At 70.6% G+C, this 15,623-nt stretch carries 15 protein-coding genes; 6 read left to right on the top strand and 9 right to left on the bottom strand.

Annotated elements, in window-relative coordinates; genetic code table 11:
- The first annotated feature begins 182 nt into the window (after window positions 1-182).
- Window positions 183-1,181, top strand: a complete 999-nt coding sequence (locus tag ABGB01_RS01225; RefSeq protein WP_347769341.1) for a helix-turn-helix domain-containing protein — start codon at window positions 183-185, stop codon at window positions 1,179-1,181.
- Between the two features lie 84 nt (window positions 1,182-1,265).
- Here ABGB01_RS01225 and ABGB01_RS01220 read toward each other — a convergent pair whose 3' ends face one another.
- The 6 genes from ABGB01_RS01220 to ABGB01_RS01195 are packed head-to-tail and all read right to left on the bottom strand — an operon-like array spanning window position 1,266 to window position 7,436.
- A complete protein-coding gene (locus tag ABGB01_RS01220; protein WP_347769339.1) occupies window positions 1,266-2,024 on the bottom strand; it encodes a glucose 1-dehydrogenase in 759 nt (252 codons plus the stop codon).
- A 34-nt stretch (window positions 2,025-2,058) separates the two neighbouring features.
- The gene (locus tag ABGB01_RS01215) at window positions 2,059-4,335 is read right to left on the bottom strand and encodes a tetratricopeptide repeat protein (RefSeq protein WP_347769337.1); all 2,277 of its coding nucleotides are present in this window, start codon (window positions 4,333-4,335) and stop codon (window positions 2,059-2,061) included.
- Between the two features lie 19 nt (window positions 4,336-4,354).
- The gene (locus ABGB01_RS01210) at window positions 4,355-5,110 is read right to left on the bottom strand and encodes a hypothetical protein (protein ID WP_347769335.1); all 756 of its coding nucleotides are present in this window, start codon (window positions 5,108-5,110) and stop codon (window positions 4,355-4,357) included.
- A gap of 48 nt (window positions 5,111-5,158) precedes the next feature.
- The gene (dapF, locus tag ABGB01_RS01205; RefSeq protein WP_347769333.1) at window positions 5,159-5,971 is read right to left on the bottom strand and encodes a diaminopimelate epimerase; all 813 of its coding nucleotides are present in this window, start codon (window positions 5,969-5,971) and stop codon (window positions 5,159-5,161) included.
- A gap of 9 nt (window positions 5,972-5,980) precedes the next feature.
- Window positions 5,981-6,886 carry a tRNA (adenosine(37)-N6)-dimethylallyltransferase MiaA gene (gene miaA / locus ABGB01_RS01200; RefSeq protein WP_347769331.1) on the bottom strand — a complete coding sequence of 302 codons (906 nt, stop codon included), beginning with the start codon at window positions 6,884-6,886 and terminating at the stop codon, window positions 5,981-5,983.
- A 13-nt stretch (window positions 6,887-6,899) separates the two neighbouring features.
- The gene (locus tag ABGB01_RS01195; RefSeq protein ID WP_347769329.1) at window positions 6,900-7,436 is read right to left on the bottom strand and encodes a methylated-DNA--[protein]-cysteine S-methyltransferase; all 537 of its coding nucleotides are present in this window, start codon (window positions 7,434-7,436) and stop codon (window positions 6,900-6,902) included.
- Here ABGB01_RS01195 and ABGB01_RS01190 point away from each other — a divergent pair.
- The gene (locus ABGB01_RS01190; RefSeq protein ID WP_347769327.1) at window positions 7,435-8,334 is read left to right on the top strand and encodes a ribonuclease Z; all 900 of its coding nucleotides are present in this window, start codon (window positions 7,435-7,437) and stop codon (window positions 8,332-8,334) included. The genes ABGB01_RS01195 and ABGB01_RS01190 overlap by 2 nt on opposite strands.
- Here ABGB01_RS01190 and ABGB01_RS01185 read toward each other — a convergent pair.
- The 3 genes from ABGB01_RS01185 to miaB form a co-directional block, all read right to left on the bottom strand.
- The gene (locus ABGB01_RS01185) at window positions 8,328-9,068 is read right to left on the bottom strand and encodes an isocitrate lyase/phosphoenolpyruvate mutase family protein (RefSeq protein WP_347769325.1); all 741 of its coding nucleotides are present in this window, start codon (window positions 9,066-9,068) and stop codon (window positions 8,328-8,330) included. The genes ABGB01_RS01190 and ABGB01_RS01185 overlap by 7 nt on opposite strands.
- A 159-nt stretch (window positions 9,069-9,227) precedes the next feature.
- The gene (locus tag ABGB01_RS01180; protein ID WP_347769323.1) at window positions 9,228-9,671 is read right to left on the bottom strand and encodes a hypothetical protein; all 444 of its coding nucleotides are present in this window, start codon (window positions 9,669-9,671) and stop codon (window positions 9,228-9,230) included.
- Window positions 9,672-10,678: 1,007 nt separating this feature from the next.
- Window positions 10,679-12,172 (bottom strand): tRNA (N6-isopentenyl adenosine(37)-C2)-methylthiotransferase MiaB, encoded by a 1,494-nt coding sequence (gene miaB, locus ABGB01_RS01175; protein WP_347769321.1) that lies wholly within the window; start codon window positions 12,170-12,172, stop codon window positions 10,679-10,681.
- A gap of 138 nt (window positions 12,173-12,310) precedes the next feature.
- Between miaB and ABGB01_RS01170 the strand changes: the two genes are divergently transcribed.
- From ABGB01_RS01170 to ABGB01_RS01155, 4 genes are read left to right on the top strand one after another with little or no spacing between them, the layout of a single operon-like run.
- Complete coding sequence (locus tag ABGB01_RS01170) at window positions 12,311-13,066, top strand: amino acid ABC transporter ATP-binding protein (RefSeq protein WP_347769319.1); 756 nt, start codon at window positions 12,311-12,313, stop codon at window positions 13,064-13,066.
- 16 nt (window positions 13,067-13,082) lie between these two features.
- Complete coding sequence (locus ABGB01_RS01165) at window positions 13,083-13,943, top strand: glutamate ABC transporter substrate-binding protein (protein WP_347769317.1); 861 nt, start codon at window positions 13,083-13,085, stop codon at window positions 13,941-13,943.
- 58 nt (window positions 13,944-14,001) lie between these two features.
- Window positions 14,002-14,670 carry an amino acid ABC transporter permease gene (locus ABGB01_RS01160; protein ID WP_347769315.1) on the top strand — a complete coding sequence of 223 codons (669 nt, stop codon included), beginning with the start codon at window positions 14,002-14,004 and terminating at the stop codon, window positions 14,668-14,670.
- The gene (locus tag ABGB01_RS01155) at window positions 14,667-15,533 is read left to right on the top strand and encodes an amino acid ABC transporter permease (RefSeq protein ID WP_347769313.1); all 867 of its coding nucleotides are present in this window, start codon (window positions 14,667-14,669) and stop codon (window positions 15,531-15,533) included. Before ABGB01_RS01160 ends, ABGB01_RS01155 begins: the two co-directional genes overlap by 4 nt.
- Window positions 15,534-15,623 lie beyond the last annotated feature (90 nt).

Genomic DNA, 15,623 nt, shown 5'->3' with positions numbered 1-15,623 from the left:
CCTTAATACGCAACACGCACCGCACTACGCAACCGAACATAGGCCCATGCGTACCTCTGGAACAAGAGCGGCTTTCCGGAACACTGCCAACCCGCCCCCCGAAACCCGGACACCGCAGCCTGAGGTGGACCGCTGAACGCGGCCCACCTTACGCTTGTGGGGATCTTGGGGGTGAGGGCGACATGGCGCAGCGGCGCTTGCTGGAAGGGCTCGGCGTCACCGTCGCCGAGGAGACGGCCTACCGCGCCCTGCTCCGGCACGGCCCCGCCACGTTGAGCCGGCTCGCCGCGGAAACAGGGTCGTCCCCCGCCGCCATCCGCCGCATGTTACCCAGGCTGGAGGACCTCGGGCTGATCTCCCGCGTCGCGGGCCGCCCGCTGAGACTCGTCGCCACTCCCCCGAACGTCGCCATCGACATCCTCGTCGCCCGCCGCCAGGAGGAGATCGCCCACAGCAGGGCCGCCGCCGCGCTGCTGGCCACCGAGGTCGCCGAGCGCAGCGGGCCGCAGCCCGAGGAGGTCCTGGAGGTGGTGACCGGGCGCGACGCCGTGGCCCGCCGCTATCTGCAGCTCGAACGCAACGCCACCCGGGAGATGCTCGTGCTCGTGCATCCCCCGTACGCGGTCGACATCAGCGACGACCAGGAGAACCGGCAGCGGGCGGCCCGCCAGGGAGCACCCACCCGCGGCATCTACAGCCCGCTGGCGTTCGAGCACCCCGGCATGCTCGCCCACACGCGCCGCGCCATCGCCGACGGCGAGCAGGCCAGGCTCGGCCAGGTGCCGGTCAAGCTGGCCGTCGCCGACGCCCGCACCGCCATCCTGCCCCTGGTCTCCGACGATGACCGAGCCGTGGAGAGTGCCCTCGTGGTGCACCCGTCCGCGCTGCTCGACGCTCTGGTGGGGCTGTTCGAGACGTTGTGGCGGGCCGCCGTGCCGCTCCGCCTGACCTCCGCCGAGGCGCTGGAGCCCGAGATGTGGCCGCAGGCCCCCGACGCCGAAGTGCTGGCCCTGCTCGCGGCCGGGATGAAGGACGACGCCATCGCCAGGCAGCTGGGGTTGAGCCCGCGTACGGTGCAGCGCCGTGTGCAGGTGTTGTGCGAGCGGCTGGGCGCCAGGACCCGCTTCCACGCGGGCTTCCTCGCCGCCCGCCACGACCTGCTCGTGGCGGGCCCCGACTGAGCGACCCCCGCCGCGCGCTCGTCGTGACGGAGCCCACCTGGCGATCCCGCCGTCCACAGCTGGACCCGCCGCTCGTGGCGAGGCCTAAGTGAGCAGGATCCCGCCGTCCACCGGCAGCGTCACCCCGGTGATGTACGAGGCCGCGTCGCTCGCCAGGAAGACCGCGGCGGCCACCAGCTCGGCCGGGTCGCCGGCGCGGTCCATGACCACCCGCGACTCCACCATCCGCTCCAGATAACCGGGTTTGTACTGCTCGGTCATCTCGGAGGCGAAGAACCCCGGCTCCAGGCAGTTGACCCTGATGCCGCGGCGACCGGTCCACTGCTGCGCGAGGTCGCGCGTCAGCCCGGTCACCGCCGCCTTGGACGCGCTGTAGGCGGCCTGCGGCAGCCCTGCCGTGGTCTCGCCGAGCACGCTGCCGATGTTGACGATCGACGAGCCGGGCCGCATCACCCGCGCGCACGCCTGCGCCATCCAGTAGGTGCCGTGCAGGTTGACGTCGATGACCCGCCGGAACTCCTGCGGGGTCTCGCGCAGCGCGGGCACGGCCGTGCCGACGCCGGCGTTGTTGATCAGCACGTCGACGCCGCCCATGGCCTCGACGGCGGCGGCCACGACGGCGTCGCAGTCTTCCGGCCGCGACACGTCGGCCGGCACGGCCAGGCACCGGCGGCCGGTCTCCTCGACCAGCCGCCGGGTCTGCTCCAGCCGCTCGGCGCGCCGGGCGGCGACCACGACGTCGGCGCCCGCCTCGGCCAGGCCCCGGGCGAAGGCGACGCCCAGCCCGGCGGAGGCGCCGGTGACGATGGCCACCTTGCCGTCGAGCCGGAAGCGCTCCAGCACGTCGGTCTTCGTCCTTCCGGTCGGCCCGGGAGCCTTACAGGCCGTATTCCTTGACGATGCGCTCGTGCCGCTCGACCTCGACGTCGATCTCGCGGGCCAGGTCGAGCCAGGCCAGCGGGTGCACCCACCGCTCGGTGGCGTCGTCGAGCAGGGCGTCGACCTCGTTGGGCGACACGTCGGGCGGCACCGCGACCCAGCCGAACACCCCGGGCAGCCGCTCGCCCGAGGACGGGTGGGAGACGGTGTAGTTTTCGTCGCTGTAGACCCACATCGGCCAGCCACGCTCGGCCATGACCTCGGTGAACTCCGCCCAGTCCTCCTCGCTCGGCGCAGCGCCGTCGAAGAAGTAGCTGGTGTAGCCGCCGGGCCGCAGGATGCTCACCGCGGCGAAGGGCGGCACGAAGTTCTGCTGCTCCTCGGGGTCTTCGGGCACCGGCTCCAGCAGCTGCGGGTCGAAGACGACCAGGTCGCCGGCGTTGTAGTCCATGCCGCGCGGCTGGGGCAGCGCCAGCCTGGCGGTGGCCGGGCCGGTGCGGATCGACAGGACCTGGCGCTGGCCACCGTCGGGGGCGGGCAGGATGACCCTGATGAGGCCCATCTCCTCCTCGATCGGGCCTTCCTTGGAGTTGATCGGCATGCCGATCTTGGCCGCGCCCTTGTGCACGATCTCCCAGTTCTCGGCGGCGGTGGCCATGACGATCATGCGCCAGACGTCTTCGTCGACGAGCTCGTCGAGCACTTCGTGCAGCACCCCGGCCGCCCGGTCGTTCTGGTCGAGCTGCTGGGCAGCGCCCGACAGCAGGCGGCGGGCCTCGAGCCCGGCGCCGGCCGCCACGGCGTGCTCGGCCGCTTCGAGCGTCTCGGGCCAGCGCTCGCGGGCGCTGTGCAGCCTGGCGAGCGCGAGGTATTGGGCGTCGTGCGGCAACATCGCGGCCATCTGCTCCAGCCGCTCATCCTGGCGGGCCTCGATGAGCAGCGTGGTGAGGTAGGCCACGTCGTCGGAGTCGGCGGTGGCGATGTCACCGGAGTCGACCAGCATCTTCCAGTAGATGTCGGCGCCGGTGGCGGGGTAGCCCAGGAAGCCGGCCGTGGTCGTGTGGCGGCGGGTGGCCTCGAGGTCCTGCCCGGACAGCGGGGCCAGCCAGCCCACCCACTTCTCCGGGTCGGCGTTGAAGCCGTCGGCGGCGTCGAAGAGGCCGACCCGCTCCTGCAGCGGGCCGGGCGGCTCGGGCTCGCCCGTGGCGTCGGCGGTGGCCCGCAGGGCGGCGATGCGCTCGGCGAGCCCCTCGCTCTCGCGCAACTCGGCGACTCCCGACTCGGCGAGGTCGGCCAGCAGCCTGGCCTGCCAGACACCCTGCCTGGCGATGGCCAGCTCGCCCGCGACCAGCGCGAGCTCGACGCGGGCGCGGTAGCCGCCCATCATGCTGAAGTAGTCGATCCACTGGCGCAGCACGCGGCCCAGCTGCCAGGTGTTGGTGATCTGGGCGGAACCGGCCAGCTTGCTGACGGCCTGCGACCACTCGACGAACACCCGCGGGTGCTCGCCCACCACGTCGAGGTCGGGCAGCGCGTCGACGGCTTCGGCGATGCGACCGAGCGTGGCCAGGATGAGCGCCCTGCGCACGCCGTCGCGGTGCTCCTTGGCCACCGGGTCGTCCGGCTGGAACTCCGATGCGGCCTGCAACGCCTGCAGCGCGTCCTCGGCGCGGCCGGCGGCGAGCAGCGCGCGGGCGCTCTCGGCGCCGAGCTCCCAGCTCGCCTCGCGACCGGCGACCGTCAGCCGCTCGACGGCCGACTCGGCATAGGTCACGGCCTCGCCCGGCCGGCCCGCGTCGGTGAGCGCGGCGACATGTTGCGTGACGAGCCCGGTGAAGGCGGGCTTCTCCGGGGTCAGCGCCTCGATCTGCGCGCCCAGCAACTCGAGCCGCTCGGCGGCGTGGCCGGGGCCGTCGGCGTTGGCCCATGCGACGGCCATCGCCTCGACCGCCGCCGGAACGGCCGGGCACTCGCGCACGTCTTCGCGCTGAGCGAACTCGAGCAGCTGCTGGGCGTCGTCGATGGCGACCGCGCCCTGCGCCCGGTCGCCGATGCGGCCGATCAGGTGCCAGTAGCGGGCGTAGAACTCGAGCCAGGGCAGCTCCAGGGCCTCTGCCTGCTGCGCGATGGCCGGAGCCATGACGTCGAGCTGCGGGTTACGGCCCTCATAGGCCTGTGCGGGAAGGTCTCCCAGCGCCATGGCGAGGCCAACGTTGCCCGCCTCAGAAAGCTGCTGCTGGGTTTCGCCGACCCAGGCCCAGATGTCCACGTCCATGGGCAGCCAGTCTGCCAGGTCAACGAGCGTCCCCAAAACGCAGAAGCCCGATCAGCTCGTCCGATTCACTGTCGCTCAGGACCGAAAAGGCGCGTGCCATGAGATCGTCGGTCGTCTCCTCCACGGCGGCGCGCCGCTCGACCACGTCGGGGCCGGGCTGCGGGTAGGGCTCCGGCCAGGTGAAGAACCGGGCGATCTGCTCCCCCGTCGTGCGCCCGAGCGGGGTCGAGTCGTGGCCGGCGGCGAGCGTCGCCTCCAGAGGGTCGAGGCCTGCCGCGATCACGGCGTTGGCGTGCAGTCCGCCGCGCAGCTCGCGTACGACGTGCATGAGCTGCACGGCACGCGCCGGTGGGTCGTCGGGCAGCGGCACCGCCCGCCAGCCCGCGAACAGCGGCGCGCCGACGGGCGAGGCCTCCTCGACGACCCGCTGGAGCAGCTCGGCGATCCTGGCGCAGCCGTCGTGGCCGCCCAGCTTGCGCCGTCCCCAGGCCCTGCACACCTCGGCGTAGAGCTCGACGGCCTGCTCAGTGGCCACCTTGCGGCCGCCGTTCCAGCTCTCTTCGACGTGCTCGGGCGGGAAGAAGACGACGACCGCGCTGACCACGTCGGCGTCGCACTCGCCGAGCACGCCGCAGCGGCCGCGGAAGTACAGCTCGCGGGGGCCGAGGGCGTACTCGTCGCAGACGGCCTTGGCCTCTCTGGAGATCGTGAAACCGCCGCCGAACTGGCCGATCGGGGCCCTGACCTGTGTCGCGGTCGTGCGTGGGTCCGCCATGTCCACCTCTCAGTTCGCGAAGTGAACCCAGCATTCCTCAAGAGAACATCATTCTGCAAGCATCAGTTCGCCACTCGCCACGATGACCGCAGGACCGGAAAGGTAGCTGGTGTCCTCGTCGAGGATGACGGTCAGCGTGCCGCCGACCACCTCGACCGTCCAGGTGCCCGTGCTGTCGCCCGACAGGCTCGCGGCGGCGACGGCCGTGGCAACCGCTCCGGTGCCGCACGACCGGGTCTCACCGGAGCCGCGCTCGAACACGCGCATCACCGCGCGGCTGGTGCCCACCGGGTTGAACAGCTCGATGTTGACGCCGCCGGGGAAGACCCCCGTGTCGAAGCCCGGCTGGTGGGCGAGGTCGAGCTGGGCGACGGGATCGCCGATGGCGCAGGCCAGGTGCGGGTTGCCCATGTCGATGTACAGGCCGGTGTATTCGTGTGAGCCGACGGTGGCCACGCTTTCGCCGTGGACGACGGGCCGGCCCATGTCGACCGTGACGTCGCCGTTCGGCTCGACGCGAACCTTGCGCAGGCCGCCACGGGTGGCCACGGCGAACTCCGCGTGCTCCACCAGCCCGGCGTCGATCAGGTAGCGGGCGAACACGCGCACGCCGTTGCCGCACATCTCCGCCACGCTGCCGTCGGCGTTGCGGTAGTCCATGAACCATTCGGCCGCCGACGCCTGCTCGGCCACCTCGTGGCTCTGCTTGGTGCGCGCGACCCTGAGCACACCGTCGGCCCCGATGCCTGTCCTCCTGTCGCAGATCTTCGCGACGAGCGAGGCTGAGACGTCCAGCTCGCCGTCGGGATCAGGCAGGATGACGAAGTCGTTCTCGGTGCCGTGCCCCTTGAGAAAGCGCATTCTGAAAGTTTATGCGCACCGGCTCGCCGCGATCCGATCGAGGGATCGCTCAAGCAGATCCGGTGCGTCGTAGGGGAACCAGCACACCCGCGGATCACGGCGGAACCACGACTCCTGGCGGCGCGCGAAGCGCCTGGTCAGCCGGATGGTCTCCGCGATCGCCCGCTCCTCGCTCCACTCGCCCTCCAGGAAGCGGATGACCTGGGCGTACCCGAGGGCGCGGCTCGCCGTGCGGCCCTCGGCCAGCCCTTCGCCGAGCAGCCCCCGCACCTCGTCGACCAGCCCCGCCCGCCACATGCGCTCGACCCTGACCGCGATCCGCTCGTCCAGCTCCGGCCTCGGCACCTCGAGCCCGAGCTGCACGGTCGGGTAGACCGCTTCGTAGGAGGGCATCGTGGCCGAGAACGGGCGCCCGGAATGCTCGATCACCTCAAGGGCGCGGACGATGCGGCGGCCGTTGCTGGGCAGGATCGCCGCCGCGGCGGCCGGATCCAGGTTTCGCAGCCGTTCGTACAGCTCGGCGGCGCCGCGCTCGGCCAGCTCCGCCTCCAGCCTCGCCCTGATCTCCGGGTCGGTGCCGGGGAACTCCAGCTCGTCGATGGCCGCACGCACGTAGAGCCCGCTGCCGCCGACCAGGACCGGCACGTCGACGCGGTCGAAGACGGCCCTGGCCAGCTTCTGGTATTCGGCCACGCTGGCCGTGACCGTGACGTCCCAGACGTCCAGCAGGTGATGGGGAACCCCGCGCTGCTCGGCCGGGGTCAGCTTGGCCGTGCCGATGTCCATCCCCCGGTAGAGCTGCATGGAGTCGGCGTTGACGCACTCGCCCCCCAACCGGAGCGCGAGGTCGACGGCGAGATCGGACTTTCCCGCCGCGGTGGGGCCGACGACGGCGATGACGGGCTGCTGGCTCACGCTGACCAGTCTGCTAGAGGTCGAGCAGCGTCGGTTGCAAATAGCCCTCATGGGTCAGCAGCCGGCGCTTGGTCTCCACGCCCTCGCCGCCGCTGAAGCCGCCCAGGCCGGTGCCCGCGATCACGCGGTGACAGGGCACGAAGATCGGGATCGGGTTGGAGCCCATGATCGAGCCGATGCCGCGGGCCGGCACGCTGGAGCCGCTGCGGCGGGCCAGCTCGCCGTAGGTGACGGCGGTGCCGTACGGGACCTGGTGGAGGGCCTGGAGCACCCGCAGCCGCGAGCCGGACATCAGGCGCCAGTCGATCGGCGTCTCGAAGACCTTCAGGTCGCCGGCGAAGTAGGCGTTCAGCTCCGCGACCGCGAAGGCCGTACGATCCGCATCATGAACCTCAGGCAGGCCGAGCCGGTCGGCCAGGCGCGCACGCGACCCGTGCGCCGACGCCCAGCCCGACGCCACGAGGCCGGTCTCGGTGACGGCCAGCACGAACAGGCCGACCGGCGTCGGCACCTCGGCGAAGGCGGCGGTCTCTGCGGCGACGGGCATCATGTCCTCACGTGAGCTCGTGGTGCTGGGCACCGCCAGCGCGGTCCCTACCCGACACCGTAACCACAATGGCTACCTCCTGCGCTGGGACGGTCAGGGCTTCCTGTTCGACCCGGGCGAGGGCGCGCAGCGGCAGATGCTGCACGCCGGAGTCAGCGCGCACGACGTGCACTGGCTCTGCGTCACGCACTTCCACGGCGACCACTGCCTCGGCGTGCCGGGCGTGGTGCAGCGCATCGCCCGCGACAAGGTCAGGCACCCGGTGCGGGCGCTCTTCCCCGGCTCCGGCGAACCCTACTGGCGCAGGCTCCGCCACGCCGCCGTCTTCGCCGACACGTCCGTCATCTCCGAGCATCCCCTCGACGGCGACCTCACCGCCGTCGGCCCGCTGACCGCGCGCCGCCTGTCCCATCCGGTCGAGTCCTACGGCTACCGCCTCCAGGAGGCTGACGGCCGCCGCATGCTGCCTGCGCGGCTGGCCGCCCACGGCATCCGCGGCCCCGAGGTCGGCGAGCTGCAGCGCACCGGCTCCGTACGCGGTGTCACGATCGACCAGTGCAGCGAGCCCAAGCCGGGGCAGAGCGTCGCCTTCGTGATGGACACCCGGCTCTGCGACGCCGTCTTCGAGCTGGCGTCGGGGGCCGACCTGCTGGTGATCGAGTCGACGTTCCTGTCATCGGAAAGCGCGCTGGCCAAGGAGTACGGGCACCTGACGGCGTTCGAGGCGGGGATGGTGGCGGCCGACGCGGGGGTGCGCAGGCTCGTGCTCACGCACTTCTCCGAGCGGTACGGGTTCGCCGAGGAGCCGGCCTTCGCCGCCGAGGCGCGGCGCAGCTTCGACGGCGAGGTGGTGCTCGCCCGCGACCTGATGAAGATCCCCGTGCCGCGCCGCCGTCAGTAGGGGCTCAGGCCCTCCTTGACCTTCGCCAGCAGCCCACGCGTGTAGTCGGCGGACGCGCGGTGCAGCCCGCTGCCGAAGCTGATCCTGGCCACCCCGAGCTCGGCCAGCCGCGCCGGCGAGGGGCCTCCCGGCCGGAACAGGATGTTGACCATCCCGCCCAGCTCGCCGGCCAGCGCCCGGATCTCCTCCTCGTCCGCCAGGCCGATCGGGTAGACGCAGTCGGCTCCCGCCTCCAGATAGCGCCGTGCGCGCTCGACGGCCGCGGCGCGGTCGCCGCGGCCGTACAGGTACAGGTCGATCCTGGCGTTGATCACCAGGCCAGGGCCCGCGGCGGCGCGCACCTCGGCGAGGAAGTCCGCCTGGACGCCGGTCTCCACCATCTCGCCGGTGCCGGGGACGGAGTCCTCCAGGTTGCACCCGACGGCTCCGGCGCCCGCCAGCGCCTCGGCGAGCGCGGCCGGTTCGAGCGCGTACCCGCGCTCGACGTCGGCGGTGACGGGCACGTCGACCGCTCTGGCCACGCGCGCCACGGCCGCCATCATCTCCTCGGCAGGGGTGCCCTCGCCGTCCTCGTAGCCCAGAACGCGCGAGACGGCGGCGCTGCCGGTGGCGACCGCGGGGAAACCGGCATCCTGTACGGCCCGCGCCGACGCGGCGTCCCAGACGTTGGGCAGGACCAGCGGAGTGCCCGGCACGTGAAGGGCTCGAAGCGCGTCCGCCTTGTCAGTCGTCATGCGGCGACCTTACGGAGCACCCCGGAGCACCCGAAGGTCCAATACCGGCGGATTACGGCAAGCCACTTCACCGGCGTCCGAACGAGCGACCAGCCCTCGACGAGGGACGCGAGCACCCGGGCGCTCAATGGCGAGCGGCCCCGGCCCTTCCTGACACCGTCAGCAGCCGCCCGTGGCGCACTGGCCGTTGACCAGGCCCGCCGGGCCGTCGGCCGGAGAGTCAGCCTCGTCCTGCGCAGGCTTGCTCGGGGACGTCGTCGCGGGCTTCTTGCCGGTGCTGGTCTGCTTGGTGCCATCGGACGGGTTGGAGCCCGTCGAGCCCGTGTCGTGGTTGCCGGGGCCGCCCTCGCCGTCGTTGTCCGTCCTGGCGTCGCCCATGCTGCCGTCGTCCTCGCCGGTCGGCAGGTTGTCGTCAGGAGCGTCGGTCTTGGCGTCACCCATGGTCGCGTCGTCGTCGCCCTGGAGTTCTTCGTCGCCGCCGACGCTCTGCGAGGGCCCCGGCTGGGCGCCTCCGGGCTGGGCGGGATCGGCGGGGTTTCCCGCCAGGAAGTAGCCGCCGCCGGCCGCCGCCACCAGGGCGACCGCCACCGAGGCGACGATCATGGCGATCTTCTTGTTGTTCTTCGAGGGTTTGTGCCCAGGGGGCGCATTTCTCGAAGCCGGGCGGGTGTCCCCAGGCCCAACCAGGATCTCCTGGTGATCCGGCTCACGCGAACCTTGCATGGTGCTGCAGCTCCCTGCGGTCGTATCGGGAAAGCTCACCGGCTTCCGCGGGTGATGGACCACACTAGCCGCAACACCGGAATGCTCGCAGAACAATCACGAAGGAATCACGACTTGTCCCCCCTTAGATCCATAAGACCAGGTAGCCGCGCCAACCTGGCACCGCTGGCCGGAACAGCCGGGGTACTCGTCACCGCGACCCTGGGAATTTTCCTGGCATTCACCGGCTCCTCAGAACCGTCTCCGCAAAGCTCCGCCGAATTCGATCAGGAAGCTCCGCATTCCTCAAGATCAATAACACCTCCACCGCCACTCTGGGCGTCGAACATGACACAAAGTGCGACCGCGCCCCCATCTTCCGAGCCATTTTCTGGAACGTTCCCGCAACCGTCCGCACAGACCGCGGACGCCGTGATGGGGCCGTTGGCACCGCCGTGGATCCAACCCGTCCCGCCACCCTGGGACATCACGGGAACACCGCCCTGGGGCGCCCGAACGCCTTCCTCGGGCGCCCGAACACCGCCCTGGGGCACGCTCGGACCCGTCCGCCCGTCACCGGCCACGGGCCCGCCGGCCGCGACCGCGCCCCCGGGCTCGCCGGCGCCCTTCCCCGGACGCACGGCCGCGCCTCCGCCGCCCTTCCGCGACCGGTCGGCGGTGCCACGGGCACCCGTTCAGGTCCGGTCCGCGGCGCCCGGCCCGGAGGGCTCGCCCTCTCCGCAGCCGCCTCCTCAGCCGCCTCCCCGCGACCCCGCGCCCGCGCCGACCCGGCGCCCGGTCGTCCCCGCACCTCCGGCACGCGGCATCGACCCCTGCGCCACGTTCGACGACTTCCGCCGGCAGCCCTGCTACAGCTTCCTCGACCGCCTCACTCGCTGACGCCGGGGTCAGTGGGCCGAGCAGGCGCCCGACAGGGCGGTGGTGGGAGCGGGGCGGCCGACGGTGGGCATGCCGAGCAGCACCCCCGGACCCGTGGAAGGGCCGGCCTGGCGGGACTCCCAGGCGTCGCCCGCCCGCGTCCGCCTGACCTCGTATGCGGGCCCGTCCGCCACCAGGTGGTGCGGGGCCGCGTACGTCACCTCGACCGTCACCATGTCACCCGGCCGGGGCGTCTCCGAGCCCACGGCGAAGTGCACGAGCCGGTTGTCGGGCGCACGGCCGGACAGCCGGCGGGTGGCGTCGTCCTTGCGCCCCTCACCCTCGGCTACCAGCACCTCGAGCGTCCGGCCCACCTGCTTCTTGTTCTCCTCCCACGAGATCTCCTCCTGGAGGGCCACCAGCCGCTCGTAGCGTTCCTGGACGACCTCCTTGGGGATCTGGTCGTCCATGGTGGCCGCCGGCGTGCCGGGACGGATGGAGTATTGGAAGGTGAAGGCGTTGGCGAAGCGGCTCTGCCTGACGACGTCGAGCGTGGCCTGGAAGTCCTCCTCGGTCTCGCCGGGGAAGCCGACGATGATGTCGGTCGAGATGGCCGCGTCCGGCATGGCGGCGCGCACGCGTTCGATGATGCCGAGGTAGCGCTCGGCGCGGTAGGAGCGGCGCATCGCGCGCAGCACCCGGTCGGAGCCCGACTGCAGCGGCATGTGCAACTGGTGCATGACGTTGGGCGTCTCGGCCATGGCGGCGATCACGTCGTCGGTGAACGCGGCGGGGTGGGGCGAGGTGAAGCGGACCCGCTCCAGGCCCTCGATGGAGCCGCACGAGCGCAGCAGCTTGCCGAAGGCCAGCCGGTCGCCGAACTCCACGCCGTAGGTGTTGACGTTCTGGCCCAGCAGCGTGACCTCGAGGACGCCCTGGCCGACGAGGGTCTCGACCTCGGCCAGGATCTCGCCGGGCCGGCGGTCCTTCTCCTTGCCGCGCAGGGAGGGGACGATGCAGAACGTGCAGGTGTTGTTGCAGCCGACCGAGACGGCCACCCAGGCGGCGTAGGCGGACTCGCGCCTGGTGGGCAGCGTCGAGGGGAAGACCTCGAGCGACTCCTTCAGCTCGACCTGCGCCTCGCCTTCGATGCGGGCGCGCTCCAGCAGCACCGGCAGCGAGCCGATGTTGTGGGTGCCGAAGACCACGTCGACCCATGGCGCCTTGCGGACGATCTCGCCCTGGTCCTTCTGGGCGAGGCAGCCGCCCACGGCGATCTGCATGCGCGGGTTGCTCACCTTGGCGGGCCGCAGGTGGCCGAGGTTGCCGTAGAGGCGGTTGTCGGCGTTCTCCCGCACGGCACACGTGTTGAACACGACCACGTCGGCGGTCTCGCCGTCGGGGGCGGGCACGTAGCCGGCATCCTCCAGCAGGCCGGAGAGCCGTTCGGAGTCGTGGACGTTCATCTGGCACCCATATGTGCGCACTTCATAGGTGCGGGCGCTCTCCTGGGTCACAGTCATGGCGCTTTCCAGGGTAGTCGTTGTCAGGCTTGAGACAGCCCGTACCGATCTAAAAGTCCAGCTTGACGGCACGATGTGATCGGATCGGTACCACCCGGTTAGTGACCAGCGTCTTAATGCCCTCTACCGTTTTGGTCCATGACGGAGAACGGCGACGGCGCTCCACTGGTTCGGCTGGAGAACGTCAACAAGCACTTCGGGTCGCTGCATGTCCTGAAGAACATCAACTTGACCGTCTCTCGTGGCGAGGTTCTGGTCGTCATCGGCCCGTCGGGCGGCGGGAAGTCCACGCTCTGCCGCGCGATCAACCGGCTGGAGACGATCAGTGACGGGCAGATCATATTTGACGGCCAGGTGCTGCCCGAGGAGGGCAAGGCCCTGGCGAGGCTGCGTTCCGACGTCGGCATGGTCTTCCAGTCGTTCAATCTGTTCGCTCACAAGACCATCCGGGAGAACGTCACGCTCGGCCCGATCAAGGTGCGCGGCATCGCGCGCGATGCGGCCAACAAGCGTGCGATGGAGCTTCTCGAACGGGTAGGCATCGCGGCACAGGCGGACAAATATCCGGCCCAGCTGTCGGGCGGCCAGCAGCAGCGGGTCGCCATCGCCAGGGCACTGGCGATGGACCCTAAGATGATCCTGTTCGACGAGCCGACCTCGGCACTGGACCCCGAGATGGTGCAGGAGGTGCTCGATGTCATGGTCGGGCTGGCCCGTGACGGGATGACCATGGTGGTCGTCACGCACGAGATGGGTTTCGCCCGCCGCGCCGCCAACCGCGTGGTGTTCATGGCGGACGGGCAGATCGTCGAGGAGAACACCCCCGACGAGTTCTTCACCAACGCGCAGACCGACCGGGCGCGCGACTTCCTTTCGAAGATCCTCACGCACTGAGATGAGGCAGGTACACATGCACATGCGTCGAACGGGAGCGGTGCTCTCGGTAGCGGCTCTGGCCGCCGGCCTGACGGCTTGTGGAGGCGACGACCAGACGTACGCCACCGTGCTGGAGAAGGTCCAGGGCGCCAACACGATCGTGGTCGGCACCAAGTGGGACCAGCCGAGCCTGGGCCTGAAGATGGGCGCCGAGCCCGAGGGTTTCGACGTTGACGTGGCCAAGGCCCTGGTGAAGGAGCTGGCCGGCGGCAAGGAGGTCGAGATCGAGTGGAAGGAGTCGGCCTCGTCCAACCGTGAGCCGTTCCTCCAGAACGGCACGGTCGACATGGTCGTCGCCACCTATTCCATCACCGAGGAGCGCAAGGGCAAGGTCACCTTCGGCGGCCCCTACGTGATCGCCCACCAGGACGTCATGGTCCGCAAGGACGACACGTCGATCAACAGCCCGCAGGAGCTCAAGGGCAAGAAGATCTGCAAGGCCGCCGGCTCCAACTCCTACAAGCGCATCACCGAAGGGCCTCCGGACGGCGAGCTCAACATCGACGCCACGACCGTCGACGCGGCCAACTACTCCGAGTGCGTGCAGAAGCTGACCGGCAGCAACCTCGACGCCGTCACCACCGACGACCTGATCCTGGCGGGCTTCGCCAAGCAGGCGGGCGGCAACTTCAAGGTGCTGGGCCAGGGCTTCACCGACGAGAAATACGGCGTCGGGCTGAAGAAGGGCGACACGAAGACGTGCGAGGCCGTCAACACCGCGGTGAAGAAGCTGTGGGACAACGGCACCATGAAGCAGCTGCTGGACAAGTGGTTCGGCGGCATCCAGGGCCTGAAGCTGTCGGAAGCCGCGCCGCCGGCCGAGGGCTGCAGCTGATCACGTCGGCGACGGCGGCCGGCCCCCCGGCCGCCTTTCGCCCCTGCGGTGGAGCACGATGGACGAACTAATCACGTACGGCCCCGACCTCGCGCTCGGGTTTCTGGAGAACGTCAAGCTCGCGCTCGTGGCCCTGGTCGCCTCCCTGATCATCGGTACGATCCTGGTCGCGATGCGGGTCTCCCCCACGCCGGTGCTGCGTGCGGCGGGCACGACCTACGTCAACGTTGTCCGTAACACCCCCCTGACGCTGGTGCTGGCGTTCTCGGCGCTGGGCCTGAGCGACCAGCTCGGCCTGGTCTTCTCCGACGAGCCGCGGTCCAACTCGTTCTGGCTCGTCGCGATGGGCCTGTCGCTCTACACGGCGGCCTTCGTGTGCGAGGCGCTGCGCTCGGGTGTCAACACGGTGCCGATGGGACAGGCCGAGGCGGCCAGGGCGATCGGCCTGACGTTCAGCCAGTCACTGACGATGATCATCCTGCCTCAGGCGTTCCGCGCCGTGGTCGCCCCGCTGGGCAGCGTGATCATCGCCATGATCAAGAACACCACGGTCGCCACCGCCGGCGGGTTCCTCGCCGATGCGGCGGCCGTGATGAAGGAGACGTTCGACCAGACCGGCGCGTCGATCCCCATCTTTCTCGGCATCGTCGTCGCCTTCATGGTGCTGACCATGCCGATCGGGTTCTTCACCGGCTGGTTGTCGCGGCGCCTGGCGGTGGTCCGATGAGCACTTCTGTCCTGTTCGACGCCCCCGGCCCGCGCGGGCGGGTGCGCAACCACGCCCTCACCGTCGTCAGCCTCATCGCCGTCGGGGCGGTCGTCTACGGCGTCTTCAAAGGCTTCGACGCCAAGGGCCAGTGGGAAGGCAAGATCTGGCAGCCGTTCCTGCAGTGGGAGACGTGGGAGTTCTACATCATCCCGGGTCTCATCGGCACCTTGAAGGCGGCGGCCGTGGCCGCGGTGCTCGCGCTCGCCTTCGGCGCGATCTTCGGCCTGGCCCGGCTCTCGGACCATGCCTGGATCAGGGTCCCGGCCGGCGTGGTGGTGGAGGTCTTCAGGGCCATCCCGCTGCTGCTGCTGATCTTCTTCATCTTCTATCTGGCCCCGTTGCTGATGGGCGGCGGCGACTACGCGTTCATGGCGGTGGTCGTCGGCCTGATGCTCTACAACGGCTCGGTGCTCGCCGAGGTCGTCAGGGCAGGCGTGCAGGCCGTGCCCAAGGGGCAGTCGGAGGCCGCCTACGCGGTGGGCATGCGGAAGAACCAGGTGATGCGGCTGGTGCTGTTGCCGCAGGCCGTCACGGCGATGATGCCGGCGATCGTCAGCCAGCTCGTGGTGCTGCTGAAGGACACCGCGCTCGGCTACATCATCGCCTACGTCGATCTGCTCAACACCGGCTTCAAGATCCTTCCTGCCCGGTTCTTCGGCTCGTTGATCCCGGCGGCGATCGTCATCGGCATCATCTACGTCGCGCTCAACATGGCCCTGAGCTATCTGGCCACCTGGCTGGAGGGGCGTAGCAGGCGCAGCCGCAAGACCGCGGCCAAGCCGGTCACGCCGGCCGTGGGCATGGGCGAAGGCGCCGCCTGACGGTGTACGGGCGGCGCGTGCGCTGCCCGTACACCGATAAATTGCCAAGAAAACCCCACTTCTCCGTTTAGAGGCGTTGCGGGACCCGCC

Origin of the sequence: Nonomuraea sp. B5E05 (assembly GCF_039880665.1) — a bacterium.
In the GTDB taxonomy this organism is placed as follows: domain Bacteria; phylum Actinomycetota; class Actinomycetes; order Streptosporangiales; family Streptosporangiaceae; genus Nonomuraea.
This window is presented reverse-complemented; position numbering and strand designations above follow the sequence as displayed.